This window comes from Gymnodinialimonas sp., from assembly GCF_059726805.1.
The window spans coordinates 81,051-95,488 of the sequence record NZ_AP041059.1; the positions used below are offsets into that span (position 1 = coordinate 81,051).

16 protein-coding genes are annotated in these 14,438 nt (G+C 63.7%); 8 read left to right on the forward strand and 8 right to left on the reverse strand.

Going from position 1 to position 14,438, the window contains the following annotated elements; translation table 11 throughout:
* Positions 1-37: 37 nt before the first annotated feature.
* From AC6I9R_RS00445 to AC6I9R_RS00475, 7 genes are all read left to right on the forward strand, one after another.
* Positions 38-1,882 (forward strand): ABC transporter ATP-binding protein, encoded by a 1,845-nt coding sequence (locus AC6I9R_RS00445; protein ID WP_461428782.1) that lies wholly within the window; start codon positions 38-40, stop codon positions 1,880-1,882.
* 20 nt (positions 1,883-1,902) lie between these two features.
* Complete coding sequence (locus AC6I9R_RS00450; RefSeq protein ID WP_461428801.1) at positions 1,903-3,750, forward strand: ABC transporter ATP-binding protein; 1,848 nt, start codon at positions 1,903-1,905, stop codon at positions 3,748-3,750.
* A gap of 7 nt (positions 3,751-3,757) precedes the next feature.
* Positions 3,758-4,261, forward strand: a complete 504-nt coding sequence (locus AC6I9R_RS00455; protein WP_461428783.1) for an AAA family ATPase — start codon at positions 3,758-3,760, stop codon at positions 4,259-4,261.
* A gap of 43 nt (positions 4,262-4,304) precedes the next feature.
* Complete coding sequence (locus tag AC6I9R_RS00460) at positions 4,305-4,721, forward strand: VOC family protein (protein WP_461428784.1); 417 nt, start codon at positions 4,305-4,307, stop codon at positions 4,719-4,721.
* Entirely contained in the window at positions 4,714-5,937 is a 1,224-nt protein-coding gene (locus AC6I9R_RS00465) for a class I SAM-dependent RNA methyltransferase (protein WP_461428785.1), read from the forward strand. Before AC6I9R_RS00460 ends, AC6I9R_RS00465 begins: the two co-directional genes overlap by 8 nt.
* Positions 5,938-5,953: 16 nt before the next feature.
* Positions 5,954-6,730 carry an ion transporter gene (locus tag AC6I9R_RS00470; RefSeq protein WP_497863048.1) on the forward strand — a complete coding sequence of 259 codons (777 nt, stop codon included), beginning with the start codon at positions 5,954-5,956 and terminating at the stop codon, positions 6,728-6,730.
* A 90-nt stretch (positions 6,731-6,820) separates the two neighbouring features.
* Positions 6,821-7,204 carry a VOC family protein gene (locus AC6I9R_RS00475; RefSeq protein ID WP_461427068.1) on the forward strand — a complete coding sequence of 128 codons (384 nt, stop codon included), beginning with the start codon at positions 6,821-6,823 and terminating at the stop codon, positions 7,202-7,204.
* Between the two features lie 90 nt (positions 7,205-7,294).
* Here AC6I9R_RS00475 and dxs read toward each other — a convergent pair whose 3' ends face one another.
* From dxs to AC6I9R_RS00505, 6 genes are all read right to left on the reverse strand, one after another.
* Positions 7,295-9,214, reverse strand: coding sequence for a 1-deoxy-D-xylulose-5-phosphate synthase (gene dxs / locus AC6I9R_RS00480; protein ID WP_461427067.1), 1,920 nt, complete (start codon positions 9,212-9,214; stop codon positions 7,295-7,297).
* Between the two features lie 51 nt (positions 9,215-9,265).
* Positions 9,266-10,096, reverse strand: coding sequence for a polyprenyl synthetase family protein (locus AC6I9R_RS00485; RefSeq protein WP_461427082.1), 831 nt, complete (start codon positions 10,094-10,096; stop codon positions 9,266-9,268).
* A gap of 39 nt (positions 10,097-10,135) precedes the next feature.
* Complete coding sequence (locus AC6I9R_RS00490; RefSeq protein ID WP_461427066.1) at positions 10,136-10,378, reverse strand: exodeoxyribonuclease VII small subunit; 243 nt, start codon at positions 10,376-10,378, stop codon at positions 10,136-10,138.
* Positions 10,371-11,291, reverse strand: coding sequence for a histone deacetylase family protein (locus AC6I9R_RS00495; RefSeq protein WP_461427065.1), 921 nt, complete (start codon positions 11,289-11,291; stop codon positions 10,371-10,373). Before AC6I9R_RS00495 ends, AC6I9R_RS00490 begins: the two co-directional genes overlap by 8 nt.
* A 126-nt stretch (positions 11,292-11,417) precedes the next feature.
* Positions 11,418-12,137, reverse strand: coding sequence for a response regulator (locus AC6I9R_RS00500; RefSeq protein ID WP_461427064.1), 720 nt, complete (start codon positions 12,135-12,137; stop codon positions 11,418-11,420).
* Positions 12,134-12,643, reverse strand: a complete 510-nt coding sequence (locus AC6I9R_RS00505) for a MarR family winged helix-turn-helix transcriptional regulator (protein WP_461427063.1) — start codon at positions 12,641-12,643, stop codon at positions 12,134-12,136. The genes AC6I9R_RS00500 and AC6I9R_RS00505 overlap by 4 nt, the downstream gene beginning before the upstream one ends.
* Positions 12,644-12,816: 173 nt before the next feature.
* On the opposite strand from AC6I9R_RS00505, the gene AC6I9R_RS00510 reads away from it, so the two are divergent.
* Entirely contained in the window at positions 12,817-13,683 is an 867-nt protein-coding gene (locus AC6I9R_RS00510) for a branched-chain amino acid aminotransferase (RefSeq protein WP_461427062.1), read from the forward strand.
* 3 nt (positions 13,684-13,686) lie between these two features.
* On the opposite strand, the gene AC6I9R_RS00515 is transcribed toward AC6I9R_RS00510, so the two are convergent.
* Both AC6I9R_RS00515 and AC6I9R_RS00520 read right to left on the reverse strand, forming a co-directional pair.
* Positions 13,687-14,115 (reverse strand): hypothetical protein, encoded by a 429-nt coding sequence (locus AC6I9R_RS00515; RefSeq protein WP_497863049.1) that lies wholly within the window; start codon positions 14,113-14,115, stop codon positions 13,687-13,689.
* Positions 14,116-14,143: 28 nt separating this feature from the next.
* Entirely contained in the window at positions 14,144-14,410 is a 267-nt protein-coding gene (locus AC6I9R_RS00520; protein ID WP_461427060.1) for a hypothetical protein, read from the reverse strand.
* Positions 14,411-14,438 lie beyond the last annotated feature (28 nt).

Below are 14,438 nucleotides of genomic sequence, written 5' to 3' on the forward strand. Positions count from 1 at the left end.
CGGCGGGTTATACCACCCGTCTGACACGGGAAATGTCATGTTCAGAAAATTCGAAAATCTGGTCGATCCCTATGTGGCCCATGCCGAACAGGATCGCCCGCCGCGCCGTCTTTGGCCGTTCCTTTGGGACTATTCGCAGCCTTTCAAAGGGCTCTTTGCGCTGACCGCCTTCATGTCGGTCGTCGTCGCCGCGATCGAGATCGGGCTGATCTGGTACATGGGCCGCGTGGTGGACCTGATGACCTTGGGCGACCCGGCGACGGTCTTGTCGGAGTATGGGTTGGAGCTGACCCTTGCCGCCGTCTTCATCCTCACGATCCGCCCGATCCTTCAGGGCCTCGACGTGGCGCTGCTGAACAACGCCATCCTGCCGCAGTTTGGCGCCTTGGTCCGCTGGCGGGCGCACAAACAGGTGCTGCGCCAATCGGTTGGCTTTTTCGAGAATGACTTCGCAGGCCGCATCGCCAACCGGATCATGCAGACGCCCGGCAGCGCGGGCGATGCGATTTTCCAGGTGTTCGACGCGATCACCTTCAGCCTCGCCTATCTGGTCGGCGCGGCGATCCTGCTGATGGGCTCGGACCCTCGGCTGGCCCTGCCGCTGATCATCTGGTTCACGCTCTACGCCCTCCTCCTGCGCTGGACGATGCGCCGCGTCGGCCCGGCCTCCCAAGCGGCCTCCGATGCGCGCTCCATGACCACGGGGCGCGTGGTGGACAGCTACACCAACATCCATTCCGTGAAGCTTTTTGCCCATAACGAGACCGAACTCGCCTACGCCAAGGAAGCCATCGAATTCACCCGCCAGACCTTCGCCAAGGAGATGCGGATTTTCACCACGATGGATGTGATGCTGGTGATGCTGAACGGCTTCCTGATCGTGGCGGTCGTCGGCTGGGGCATCCTGTTGTGGAGCCAGGGCGCGGCCTCCGTCGGCGTTGTCGCGGCGGCGACCGCGCTGGCGCTGCGGCTTTCAGCTATGACCGGCTGGATCATGTGGGCGGTCTCCACATTCTTCCGGTCCCTCGGCATCGTCGCCGAAGGGATGGAGACGATCACCGAGCCGATTGATCTGGTCGACGCGCCCGGTGCGAAACCGCTTGTCCTGACCGAGGGGGAGGTGCGCCTTGAAAACCTCAGCCACCATTACGGGCGCGGCGCAGGGGGCCTCGACAGCATTTCCATGACCATCAAGCCGGGCGAAAAAATCGGCCTTGTAGGCCGGTCCGGCGCTGGGAAATCCTCGCTCGTGAAGCTGCTTCTCAGGTTCTACGACGCCGAACAGGGTCGGATTCTAATCGACGGGCAGGACATTGCCCTGGTGCAGCAAGACAGCCTGCGGCGCGTGATCGGCATGGTGCAACAGGACTCGTCGCTGCTGCACCGCTCGGTGCGCGACAACATCCTTTACGGGGCGCCCGATGCGTCCGAAGACGCCATGATCGAGGCCGCCAAACGGGCCGAGGCCCATGATTTCATCCTCGACCTCGAAGACCCCCAGGGCCGCAAAGGCTATGACGCCCATGTGGGCGAGCGGGGCGTGAAATTGTCGGGCGGACAGCGCCAGCGGGTGACGCTGGCCCGGGTCATCCTGAAGAACGCCCCGATCCTGGTGCTGGATGAGGCGACCTCGGCGCTCGACAGTGAAGTGGAGGCCCAGATTCAAGAGACGCTTTACGGCGTCATGCAGGGCAAGACCGTGATCGCCATCGCCCACCGCCTTAGCACCATCGCGCAGATGGACCGGATCATCGTGCTAGATGATGGGCATATCGTCGAAGACGGCACCCACGACGCGCTTTTGGCCAAGGGTGGCCTATATGCAGGCTTCTGGGCCCGCCAATCGGGCGGGTTCATCGGCACCGAAGAGGCAGCGGAATGAAGACCCTGATGGACACCCTGATGCGTCTTGTGAATTGGCTCGCAGGCCTCGTCCCGCCATTTGCGGAGGCCTCCGGCCCGCCGCCGCGCACGCTGTGGCCGTTCATGAAATGGTGCCTCTCGGGCGCCTGGCCGATCATGTTCGTCGCGGCCCTGATGTCGGGCCTCGCGGGCTTGATGGAAGTTGCCGCCGCCTGGTATCTGGGCGCCTTGATCGACACGACCACCGGCGGCAATGCCGATTACCTGGCCCAGCACGGCTGGCTGATCGCGGGCTATATCGCCTTCTACCTTCTGGTGCGCCCGCTGTTTTTCGGTACCTCTGCCGCCTTCACCGGGATCGTGCTGCCGCCCAACATCGCGCCCCTGGTGCAGTCACGCCTGCACCGCTGGACGCTTGGCCACGACATCACCTTCTTCGACAATGATTTCGCAGGCCGCATTGCCCAGAAGCAGATGCAGGCCGCCACCGCGATGGTCAACATCGTGACCGAGGTGATCAATGCCGCCGCCTATGCGATCATCACGCTTCTGGGGACGGTCGTGCTGCTGGTCGCGATTGATTGGCGGATTGCCGTGGCGCTGGTGATCTGGTGCGGGCTCTACACGGTGATGATCCGCTGGTATCTGCCGCGCATCCGCGTCCGCTCCAAGGCGCGGGCGGCGACGCGGGCCAATGTCACCGGGCAGGTGGTGGATACGATCACCAACATCAAGACGGTGAAGCTGTTTGGTCATACGGATCATGAGGACGCCGCCGCGACTGGCGCGATGGACGATTACCGCACCGCCGCCCTGTCGTTCGGCGTGCTCTCCACCGGGTTTCGTTTCGCGCTGATGACCACCGCCGGGCTGTTGCCCGTCGTGCTGGTTCTGGGCGGCGTGGTTCTGTGGCAGAACGGTCAGGCGACGCCCGGCGATATCGCTGCCATCGGCGCCATCTCCATGCGGATTTCCCAGATGACCGGTTGGGTTTCTTTCACGCTGATGGGCATCTACGCCAACCTGGGCGAGTTGGAGGACGGCATGCGCACCCTCACCCCGCCCCATGGCCTGACCGATGCGGGCGGCGCACAGCCCCTGCCTCGCGTCACCGGAGAGATCACCTTTGACGCCGTCTCCTTCGCATATGGCCAGCGCACGGGCGGGATCGATGCGATCAACCTGACGGTGAAACCGGGTGAGAAACTGGGCGTCGTGGGCGCCTCGGGTGCGGGTAAATCGACCCTCGTGGCGCTTCTGATGCGGCTCTATGATGCGGAACAGGGTCGCGTTCTGGTGGACGGTGTGGATGTGCGGGGCGTCACCCAAGACAGCCTGCGCCAACAGATCGCTATGGTCACCCAGGACACCGCCATGTTCAACCGCACCGCGCGCGACAACATCCTTTACGGCCGCCCCGATGCGAGTGAGGCCGAGGTGATTGAGGCCGCCAAACGGGCCGAGGCCCATGACTTCATCCTCGACCTGCGCGACCACCGTAACAACGCGGGCTATGACGCGTTCCTGGGCGAACGCGGCGTGAAGCTTTCCGGCGGACAACGCCAACGCGTGGCGCTCGCCCGTGCCTTCCTCAAGGACGCCCCGGTGCTGGTGCTGGACGAGGCGACCTCCGCGCTGGACAGCGAAGTGGAGGCCGCGATCCAGGACACCCTGCATTCGGTGATGGAGGGTAAAACCGTCATCGCCATCGCCCACCGCCTGTCGACGCTCAGCGCCATGGACCGGATCATCGTCCTCGATCAGGGCCGCATCGCCGAGGATGGCACCCACGCCGAACTCCTGTCGCAAGACGGCCTCTACGCCCGCTATTGGAACCGCCAATCCGGCGGCTTCATCGGGCTGGAGGACGCGACGGCGGCTGAGTAATCCGGCCATGAAACGCGTCATGATCATCGGCCAGCCGGGCTCGGGCAAATCGACCCTCGCCCGCGCGTTAGGGTCAAAAACAGGCCTCCCCGTCGTCCATGTCGACCACATCCACTGGATGTCCGGCTGGGAGGAACGACCCAAGCCCGAGAAGATCCGCCTCGCCCTGATCGAACAGGAAAAGAACGCCTGGATTTTTGAGGGCGGCCTGGGCGCGACCAAAGAACATCGGCTGGCGCGCTGCGATACGCTCATCAACCTCGACTTTCCGCTCTGGCTCCGCGCCTGGCGCGTCTTCAAACGCACGATCAAGCACTACGGCAAAACGCGCCCCGACCTGCCCGAGGGCTGTCCCGAGCAGTTCAGCGCCGAGTTCTGGAAATGGATCTGGGACACCAGCGCCACGAACCGCGCCGCAAACCTGCGCTGGATGGCGAAGGCCGGGCCCGGCGTGGCGGTCCACCATCTGACCTCCCCACGCGCGGTGCGTCGATTTCTGGATGGGCTGTAGGGCGGGACTTGTCCCGCCGCCCGCTTTGTCGCAATGCTCCCCCATGGATTATGAAACCATCTCTGCCGAGGATTTTGGCCGTTCACTGACAGGCATCGGCGTGAACCTGTTGACCCGCGATGTCCGCGCCCTCGCCGCCTTTCTGCAGAGCGTCTTCGGCCTCCAGGCCCACCGCCTCTCCGATGATTTCGCCATCATTACCCACGGCAACGCCGTGTTTCAGCTGCACGCCGACGGCACCTACCATGCCAACCCCCTGCCGCAACTCATCCCCGAAAACCCGCCCCGGGGCGGCGGCGCGCAGTTCTATCTGTTCGGCATCGACCCCGACGCCGCCGTGGCCCGCGCGGACGCCGATATGGTGATAGAGCCGCCCGCCGACAAACCCCACGGGTTGCGCGAAGCAACGATCCTGTCGCCCGAGGGCTACGCCTTTTCCCCCGCGGTGCCCCGTGCCTGAGGTCACGATCACCCGCCTGGGCCACCACGGCGATGGCATCGCGGAAGGGCCCGTTTTCGTCCCCCTCACCCTGCCGGGAGAGGTCGTTTCGGGCGAGATCGACGGCGACCGCATCGCCGCGCCCTCTGTGATCACACCCTCGCCCAACCGCGTAAAGGCACCCTGCCCGCACTACAAATCCTGTGGCGGTTGCAGCCTGATGCATGCCTCTGACCCCTTCGTGGCCACGTGGAAGGCAGATGTGATCACAAAAGCCCTACACGCCCACGACCTGCCCGCGCCCCTGCGGCCCATCGTGACCTCCGCCCCCAAGTCCCGCCGCCGCGCGACCCTGGCGGGCACCCGCACCAAGAAGGGCGCGATGATCGGCTTTCACGCCCGCAAATCAGGCACGATTGTGCCGATTAGAGAGTGTTTTTTGCTGGAACCGGCTCTGCTTGAAACCCTCCCGGCGCTGGAGGAAATCGTCAAACTCGGCGCCTCCCGCTCGGCCACACTGGGCCTTTCCGTCACCCTCACGGAAACCGGCATCGACCTGCATGTCACCGGCGCAAAACCCCTCGACGGGCCGCTGCGCGCAGCGCTTCCCAGCGTGCAGCACACGTTTTCCCGCCTCACCTGGGGGGATGAGCCCGTTTATTCCGAAACACCGCCCCGCCTGACCCTCGGCACCGCCCGCGTCACGCCACCGCCCGGCGCGTTTCTGCAAGCCACCAAGGACGGCGAGCAGGCCCTGCAAGCCGCCGTGACCGAGGCCACCGAAGGCGCCAAACACATCGCCGATCTCTTCTGTGGCATCGGCACCTTCGCCTTGCCGCTCGCCCAAACCGCGCCGGTCCACGCCGTCGAAGCCGCGCCTGACCTTCTCGATGCGCTGGACCACGCCACCCGCTTCGCCACCGGCCTCAAAGCGATCACCACTGAAAAACGTGACCTCTTCCGCCGCCCGCTTCTGCCCGATGAGCTTGCCAAATTCGACGCAATCGTCATCGACCCGCCCCGCGCGGGCGCGGAGGCGCAGACCGAACAACTCGCCAAGGCCCAAATCCCCATCATTGCCGCCGTGTCCTGCAATCCCGTGACCTTCGCGCGCGACGCTGCGATCCTGAAAGATGCCGGGTATTTACTCGAATGGGTGCAGCCGGTGGATCAATTCCGCTGGTCGCCCCATGTGGAACTTGCGGCACGCTTCTCGCTTGCCCATATCAGCGCCTAAGCTGAAGGAGCCCGCCATGAATGACATACGCACCCGCCTCGCCGCATGGCTGGAAAGCCCCCTCGTGCGCAATTTCATCGTCGGCGTGATCATCTTCAACGCGGTCATCCTGGGGATGGAGACTTCTGCGCCGATCATGGCCGCCGCTGGCCCGCTGATCCTGATGCTCGACACGCTCTGCCTGTCGATTTTCACCATCGAGATTGCGCTGAAACTCTTCGCCCTGGGCCCCCGCTTCTTCCGCAACGGCTGGAACATCTTCGATTTCGTCATCGTCGGCATTGCGCTTGTGCCCGCGACCCAAGGCCTCAGCGTGCTCCGCGCCCTGCGCATCCTGCGCGTGCTGCGCGTCGTCTCTTCCGTCCCCTCGCTCCGCCGCGTGGTCGAGGGCCTTTTGACGGCGCTGCCGGGCATGGGAAGCGTGTTCCTGCTGATGTCGATCATCTTCTACATCGGCGCGGTCATGGCGACGAAGCTCTTCGCCGCCCAGTTCCCCGACTGGTTCGGCACCATCGGCCTGTCCCTCTACACGCTGTTCCAGATCATGACGCTGGAAAGCTGGTCCATGGGCATCGTGCGCCCAGTGCTAGAGGTCTACCCCTACGCCTGGCTCTTCTTCGTGCCGTTCATCATGGTGACGACATTTGCCGTGGTGAACCTGATCGTAGGCCTCGTGGTGAACTCGATGCAGGACGCCCACTCGGAGGAATCGAACGCCGCAACGGATGCCTACCGCGATGAAGTGTTGGAGCGGCTCCTGGCGATCGAGAAGAAGTTGGAAGACCGAAAGTAGCCCCCTCGCCGACGCCGCTTTGCGGGCTGCGAAAGCTATGGCATGATTTTCGCCGTCATTCCCAACCCGCGCCGAACGGAGGTTTTCGCTATGTCCAACCCAAGCATCGTTCCCTATCTCTCGTATAAAGACGGCGCGGCGGCCATCGACTTCCTGACCCAGGCATTCGGCTTCCGCGTCAACATCAGGGCCGACGATCCGGAGGGCGGCGTCCTCCACGCAGAATTGGTCTATGGCGACGGCGTGATCCTGATGGGGACAGCGGATCTGCCAAAAGGCTCTCCGGGCATCTATCTGGTCGTCGAAGACGTCGATGCCCACCACACCACGGCGATGGCTGCGGGCGCGACGGAAGTCTACCCGCCCGAAGACACCGAGTGGGGCACACGCCGATACCGCTGCACGGACCCCGAGGGCCACGAATGGACGTTCGGCAGCTACAGCCCGTCGACGGAAGCACCCGCCTGGGGCTAAGGCTTCGGCGCGTTTGATCGAGTCTTCAGGCGGCCATTGCCCCGCGCAACCGGCATGTGTCACGACCGCTGCACCTGACCGTTCGAGCGCTCACGCCCGCTGGCTCAGCACCTCGACGCCCAAGGTCGTCAGCACCTTGGCGACGATATCCTCCGCGTTCATCCCTGCAACCGCATACATGTCGCGCGGGCTGGCCTGGTCGATGAAGACATCGGGCAATACCATAGAGCGGTACTTGATCCCGGTGTCGAACACGCCCCGCTCTGCCAGCAGATGCGCCACGTGGCTGCCGAAGCCCCCCACGGCGCCTTCCTCCACGGTGATCAGCGCCTCGTGATGGCGGGCGAGTTGCAAGATCAACTCTTCGTCCAGCGGTTTGGCGAAGCGCGCATCGGCAATCGTCGGCGTAATCCCGCGCTGCGCCAGCGCCTCCGCCGCCTCCTGCACCTCCTTCAGACGGGTACCGAAGTTCAAGATCGCCACGCGGTTCCCCTCCGAGATCATCCGCCCCTTGCCGATCTCCAGCGCCACACCGCGCTCGGGCAGCTCCACCCCAACGCCCTCGCCCCTCGGGAAGCGGAAGGCGCTGGGGCGGTCATCGATCTCCAAGGCGGTCCGCACCATGTGGCGCAGCTCGGCCTCATCGGCGGCGGCCATGACGATGAAACCGGGCAGGTTGGCGAGGTAGCTGATGTCGTAGCTCCCGGCGTGGGTGCAGCCGTCCGCCCCCACAAGCCCCGCGCGGTCGATGGCGAAACGTACGGGCAGGCGCTGAATGGCGACGTCGTGGACGACCTGATCATAGCCGCGTTGCAGGAAGGTCGAATAGATCGCGGCGAAGGGCTTCAGCCCCCCTGCGGCCATGCCGGCGGCGAAAGTCACGCCGTGCTGCTCTGCGATGCCGACGTCGAAACAGCGGCTGGGGAAGCGCTCGGCGAAGAGATCGAGGCCCGTGCCATCGGGCATCGCCGCCGTCACCGCGACGATCTTCGGATCATCCTCGGCCTCCGCAATCAGCGACTGCGCGAAAACCTTGGTGTAGCTCGGCGCATTGCTCGGCGCCTTCACCTGCTCTCCTGTGGCGATGTTGAACTTCGCCGTGGCGTGGCCGCGATCCGCCCGGTGCTCAGAATATCCCTTGCCCTTCTTGGTGATCGCATGGATCAGGATCGGGCCGTCCGCGCGCGCCTTCACGGTCCGCAAAACCGACAACAGGCTCTCCATATCGTGGCCGTCAATCGGCCCGACGTAGGAAAACCCCAACTCCTCGAACAACGTCCCCCCCACGGTCGCGCTCTTCAGCAGCTCTTTCGCGCGGCGCGCGCCCTCCTGGAACGGCTCGGGCAACAGCGACACCGCCCCCTTGGCCGCCGCCTTGAACTCCTGGAACGGCGCGCCTGCGTAGAGCCTGGACAGGTAAGACGACATCGCGCCCGTGGGCGGCGCAATCGACATCTCGTTGTCGTTCAGGATCACGATCAGCCGCTTGCCCATATGGCCCGCGTTGTTCATCGCCTCGAACGCCATGCCGCCGGACATCGCGCCATCCCCGATCACCGCAATCGCATCGCCGTGGCCGGTGTCACTGTCCCCGCCCAGATCCCGCGCCACCGCAAAGCCCAACGCGGCAGAGATCGAGGTCGAGGAATGCGCCGCGCCAAACGGGTCATAGGCGCTCTCCGACCGCTTGGTGAACCCGGACAACCCGTCCTTCTGACGGATCGTCAGCATCTGCTCCCGCCGCCCGGTCAGGATCTTGTGGGGGTAGCACTGGTGCGACACGTCCCAGATCAGCTTGTCACGCGGCGTATCAAACACGTGGTGCAAGGCCACCGTCATCTCCACCACCCCCAGGCCCGCACCGAAATGCCCCCCGGTCTGGCTGACCGTCCAGATCATCTCGGCCCGCAACTCATCGGCAAGGCGCTTCAGGTCGAAATCGCTCAGACCCTTGAGGTCATTGGGGGATTGGACCTTGTCCAGCAGCGGGGTGGAGGGGCGCGCGGTCATGTCGGGCACACTTTCATTCACGTATAACGGGCTTTCACGTATAACGGGCTTTCACTTATCCCGTGTCACTATGTAGTGCGCCAAATCGCGAAGCGTCTGCGCCTTATTGCCATAGGGCTGAAGTGCCTCAGTGGCCTCTGCGAGGAGGTCTTTTGCCCGCGATTTCGCGGACGAAAGGCCGAGGAGGGACACGAACGTCGCCTTGCCGGCCTCCGCATCCTTGCGCAGCGCCTTTCCCGCCTTGGCGGCATCGCCCTCCACATCCAGGATGTCATCGGCGATCTGAAAGGCGAGGCCGATGGCCCGGGCGTAGGTTTGCAACGGTGCGGGATCCGCGCCGCCCAGGATCGCGCCGGCGACCGCGGGCCATTCGATCAGGCGACCGGTCTTGTTGGCCTGCAAGGCGGTGATCTCCTCCAGCGTCAGAGGGCGGCCTGCTGTTTCTGCCGCGATGTCCTGGGCCTGGCCCAGAACCATGCCCTGCGCGCCGCTCGCTTTCGCGAGGCTGGCGATCAGGGCCAGCCCCTCCTCCGCCGTCCCGGCGTCCTCGCAGCTGAGCAGTTCAAAGGCGAAGGTCTGCAACGCGTCGCCCACCAGAACCGCCGTCGCCTCATCCCATTTGACGTGGACGGTGGGCTGGCCCCGGCGCAGGTCGTCGTCGTCCATGCAGGGCAGATCATCGTGGACGAGGGAATAGGCGTGCAGGCATTCCACCGCCGCCGCCGCGTAAAGCGCCCGGCTGCGCGGCACGTCGAACAGCGCCGCGCTTTCCAACGCCAGGAAGCCCCGTAGGCGTTTGCCGCCTCCCGTCGCGTAGCGCATCCCTTCGGCGATGTTGTCATCGCCAAAACGGGCCATCTGCTCTGTCAGAAAATCACCGATCGCGCCCTGCGCCTCGGTCAGCGCCGTCTTGAACACGTCTTACAGGCCTTCGACCGGGGTGGTGCCCGTGGGCTGACCGCCCGCATCCAGCGTGATCTGCGCCACCTTCTCTTCGGCCTCTTTCAGCTTTGCCTCGCAGCGCGCTTTCAGCGCCGCGCCGCGCTCGTAGAGCTTGATCGAGTCTTCCAGCGCCACGTCGCCCCGGTCCAACTGCGTGACAACCTGTTCCAACTCGCGGATTGCGTCCTCAAAGCTCATCTCTTCAAGGCTTTTCTCAGCCATCCCGATCCTCCAATTCCGTCACATGGGCCAGCACGCCTTCGCCCAGCCCCTGAAGATCATACCCGCCTTCCAGAGTCGAGACGATGCGCCCCTCGCAGACCTCCTCGGCAAGGCGCACCAACTCGCGCGTGACCCAGGCGAAATCCTCTGTATCCCAGTCCAGATTGGCCAACGGGTCGCGGGTATGGGCATCGAACCCGGCGGAAATCAGGATCAGCTCTGGCTCGAAGTCGCGCAGGCGCGGGAAGACGTGGCTGGTGTAGCGCTGTCGCATCGCCTGCCCGTCCGATCCGGGCGGCAGCGGCAGGTTCATCACGTTGTCCGAGCCGCCGCGCTCATGCACCGCGCCCGAGCCGGGGTAGAGCGGCATTTGGTGGGACGAGATGAACAGCGCCCGCGGCTCGTCCCACAACAGGTCTTGCGTGCCGTTGCCGTGGTGGACGTCAAAATCGACAATGGCCACTCGGCCAAGGTTGTGCCGCTCCAGCGCGTGGCGCGCGGCGATGGCGATGGACCCAAACAGGCAGAACCCCATGGCACGGGATTTCTCGGCGTGATGGCCCGGCGGGCGAGTGGCCACAAAGGCGCGCTTATGGGCACCGGACAGGACCCGGTCCACTCCCAGAAGGCAGCCGCCCACGCCGCGCATCGCGGCCTCCCAGGTGCCGGGCGAGGCGCTGGTGTCGGCATCGATCTGCACCCTGCCTTCGGTCGGCATCGCCGTGCGCATTGCATCGATGTAGTCCTGGGGGTGGCACAGCGCGACGTCATCCTCGGTGCCCAGCGGCGCCTCCGCCCGCTCGGCCTCGACGTCGGCGAGAACGGCAAAGACCGTCTCCAGCCGGGCGATGCGCTCGGGGTGGCCTTCGGGCATCTCATGCTGCAGGCCACTGGGGTTATTCACGATCAGCATGGGGTGAGGCTCCGGTGAAAGGGGGAGGGTCCGCAGGGCGGAAAAGGTGGTAAACGGAAGGTTAACAGATTTTGATCATGTTGGAATATCAATGGGTTGAGAGGTTGCTCAAGCTTGAGCACCCCCTCAATCCGGCGCCAACATATACCCCGCCCCGCGCACGGTCTGCAGGTAACGGGGCTGTTTGGGGTTCATCTCGATCTTGCGGCGCAGCCGGGTGATCTGCACGTCCACGGCCCGCTCCTGCACCGGCTCTCCCCCGACCTTGTCGCGGTTCAGAAGGCTCACAAGCTCCCCCCGCGACAGCGCTTCCGCCGGTTGATGCGCGAAGATCCGCATCAGCGCCGCCTCCGTCGCCGTCAGCCGCACGGGGTCCTGGCCCTGCCACATCTCGCCCCGCTCGATATCGTAGCGCACGGGCCCGAGGTGAAGGACCTGCGGCACCGTCGCATCCTCGGCAGGCGCCGGCATCCGCCGCAGGATCGCGTTGATCCGCAAAAGCAGTTCCTTGGGCTCGAACGGTTTGGAAAGGTAGTCGTCAGCTCCCGCTTCCAACCCCTCGATCCGGTCACCGCTTTCGCCTTTTGCCGTCAGCAACAGGATCGGCGTCGTGGACGTCGTCCGGATATCGCGACAAAGGCTGAGGCCGTCCTCGCCCGGCATCATCACATCCAGCACGATCATGTCGAAGCTGAGCCCCGCCAGCAAAACCCGCGCCTGCGCCGCATCCCGCGCACCCGAGGCCATGAACCCGTTGCGCATCAGAAACTTCTGCAGAAGCGTGCGGATCCGCTCATCATCATCGACGATCAACAGATGGGCCCCGATGTCCATATTCATATTCATTGCTCTCGCTCCACGCCCTCAAGGTAGTGGCGTCGCATGTCGGGGTCCATCATCTCTTCAAGCACGGCCCGAAACCCCGAAACCGCCTCTGGCCCCGCATTGCGGAAAGCCGCGCGCATGCGGTTGCGCTGCGCCTCGCTCAAAGCGCGTTCCAGCGCCACACCGTCGGCGGTCAAATGCAGGTGCCGCTCGCGCTTGTCACGGGTGCCGACGCGAGCCTCCACCAGACCATCCTCCACCAAAGTCCGTAGCACCCGGTTGAGCGATTGCTTAGTCACGCCCAGGATCGACAGCAGATTATTCACCGTCGTGCCCGGCGTGCGGCTGATGAAATGCACGGCCCGATGGTGAGCGCGCCCGTACCCGCGGTCGGCCAGGATCAGATCGGGATCAGCGGTAAACCCCCGATAAGCGAAGAACATCGCTTCAATCCCGCGGCGCAATTGCTCATCCGTCAGGAACAGCAACGTGTCCCCCCGGCCCATCCCGGCGCCGCGCTCTGCCATCCCTTGGTCCCTCCCGTTTGTGGCAGTTTATGTCAGCCTTGTTGACTTTCCAAGAATCAATTGTTAGCCAAACTGGCAATCTGTGTAATATTATGTCCGAAACGGCCATATCTTGCGCAACTTTTGGAAATTTCATCCCGTGTGGAAGCGGGCACTAGGAAGGGACGAGACCAATGGCAGCCTATGACGACAGGGACGGCGTGATCTGGATGGACGGCAAACTTGTCGACTGGCGCCAGGCCAATGTCCACATCCTCAGCCACGCGATGCATTACGCGTCGTCGGTGTTCGAGGGGGAGCGCGCCTACAACGGCAAGATCTTTGAAAGCCGCAAGCATTCCGAGCGTCTGCACTACTCCGCCTCCTGCATCGACTTCGAGATCCCCTTCACCGTCGATGAGGTCGAGGCCGCGAAGTACGAAGTCATGAAGGCCAACGGCCTGACCGACGCCTACGTGCGCGCCGTGGCGTGGCGCGGCGCGGGCGACGACATGGGTGTCAGCTCGATCAAGAACCCGGTCCGCGTGGCGATCGCCGCGTGGGAATGGGGCAGCTACTACGGCGACGCGAAAACGCGCGGCGCCAAGCTGGACATCTCCAAGTGGAAGCGCCCTTCGCCCGAGACGATCCCGGTCCACGCCAAGGCGGCTGGTTTGTATATGATCTGCACGACCTCCAAACACGCGGCCGAGGCCAAGGGCTGCTCGGACGCGCTGTTTATGGACTACCGCAACTACGTGGCCGAGGCGACGGGCGCGAACATCTTCTTCGTCAAGGACGGAGAGGTTCATACCCCGACAGCTGATGTGTTCCTGAACGGCATTACCCGCCAGACGGTCATCGGAATGCTGGAGTCCAAGCAGATCAAGGTCCACGAGCGCCACATCATGCCGGAAGAGCTTGAGTCATTCGAGCAATGCTGGCTGACCGGCACGGCGGCGGAAGTCACGCCCGTGGGCCAGATCGCGGATTACAACTTCGAGGTCGGTGCCCTTACGCGAGATATCGCGGAAAGCTATGAGGCGTTGGTGCGGGCTTAAGTTTTAGCGCCTAACGGCCACAAAGACTGCAAATCGCGCCCGATCCAGTTCGGGTGCGGACCAGAATCGATCAAGGGTCGTTTCGACAGTTTGAAGATCGCTTGTGACAGTCGATAACTTCAATTGCGCGAGAGGGTCATAATCGGCCTTTTCGCGCTTATTTTTCATTGCCGTGATTTGTTTGGAGAAGGATGCGAAGGGCTCAGAAAACTTGGGGTCGTTTTGACCGACACGCCGCGCGTTCTTCTCCAATCGACCGTGATCGACCTGACGGTAGATTGCCATGAAGACGTCCCGAAATGTGCTACTCTCTTCATCGAATTCGATCTGCTCGACCAACGCAGCACAAACCCCATGGAAAAGCGCAAAGTAGAGATCGCTTGTTGCGCGGCGAAGCTCGCCTTCTTGTTTTAGGGACGATTCCGTCTGCAAGCGCCGCCTAGCGCACTCAAGGAACTCATCACTCAGCTGCCGCAAGCGGTTGATCCTCTTCGCTCGATATGAAGCTCACAATCGGTGTGACGTTTTCTTCCGCAAGGACAATCCACGCTTCATCAACTACCCGTGCCATCGTCTCAAGCTCTGGGCCATCGGCAAACCCTTTATGCACCATATCAATCCAAACAACATCGAGACCGTCTGAGTTGACCTCTTCAAGCAGACGCATGTCGACAAAATGCTGAGCACCAATAGCCGCTTTTAATCTAGCCCGAAGGTCGTCACGCATCACAATTCTCCCTTGCTCCCCCAAAGAG

Bases quoted from the DNA above. Each gene is read 5' to 3' on its own strand.
- AC6I9R_RS00490 (WP_461427066.1), bottom strand. From the start codon at position 10,378: ATGGCTGAGAAAAGCCTTGAAGAGATGAGCTTTGAGGACGCAATCCGC.
- AC6I9R_RS00445 (WP_461428782.1), top strand. From the start codon at position 38: ATGTTCAGAAAATTCGAAAATCTGGTCGATCCCTATGTGGCCCATGCC.
- AC6I9R_RS00510 (WP_461427062.1), top strand. From the start codon at position 12,817: ATGGCAGCCTATGACGACAGGGACGGCGTGATCTGGATGGACGGCAAA.
- AC6I9R_RS00500 (WP_461427064.1), bottom strand. From the start codon at position 12,137: ATGAATATGAATATGGACATCGGGGCCCATCTGTTGATCGTCGATGAT.
- AC6I9R_RS00470 (WP_497863048.1), top strand. From the start codon at position 5,954: ATGAATGACATACGCACCCGCCTCGCCGCATGGCTGGAAAGCCCCCTC.
- AC6I9R_RS00520 (WP_461427060.1), bottom strand. From the start codon at position 14,410: ATGCGTGACGACCTTCGGGCTAGATTAAAAGCGGCTATTGGTGCTCAG.
- AC6I9R_RS00450 (WP_461428801.1), top strand. From the start codon at position 1,903: ATGCGTCTTGTGAATTGGCTCGCAGGCCTCGTCCCGCCATTTGCGGAG.
- AC6I9R_RS00495 (WP_461427065.1), bottom strand. From the start codon at position 11,291: ATGCTGATCGTGAATAACCCCAGTGGCCTGCAGCATGAGATGCCCGAA.
- AC6I9R_RS00460 (WP_461428784.1), top strand. From the start codon at position 4,305: ATGGATTATGAAACCATCTCTGCCGAGGATTTTGGCCGTTCACTGACA.
- AC6I9R_RS00455 (WP_461428783.1), top strand. From the start codon at position 3,758: ATGAAACGCGTCATGATCATCGGCCAGCCGGGCTCGGGCAAATCGACC.
- dxs (WP_461427067.1), bottom strand. From the start codon at position 9,214: ATGACCGCGCGCCCCTCCACCCCGCTGCTGGACAAGGTCCAATCCCCC.
- AC6I9R_RS00505 (WP_461427063.1), bottom strand. From the start codon at position 12,643: ATGGCAGAGCGCGGCGCCGGGATGGGCCGGGGGGACACGTTGCTGTTC.
- AC6I9R_RS00475 (WP_461427068.1), top strand. From the start codon at position 6,821: ATGTCCAACCCAAGCATCGTTCCCTATCTCTCGTATAAAGACGGCGCG.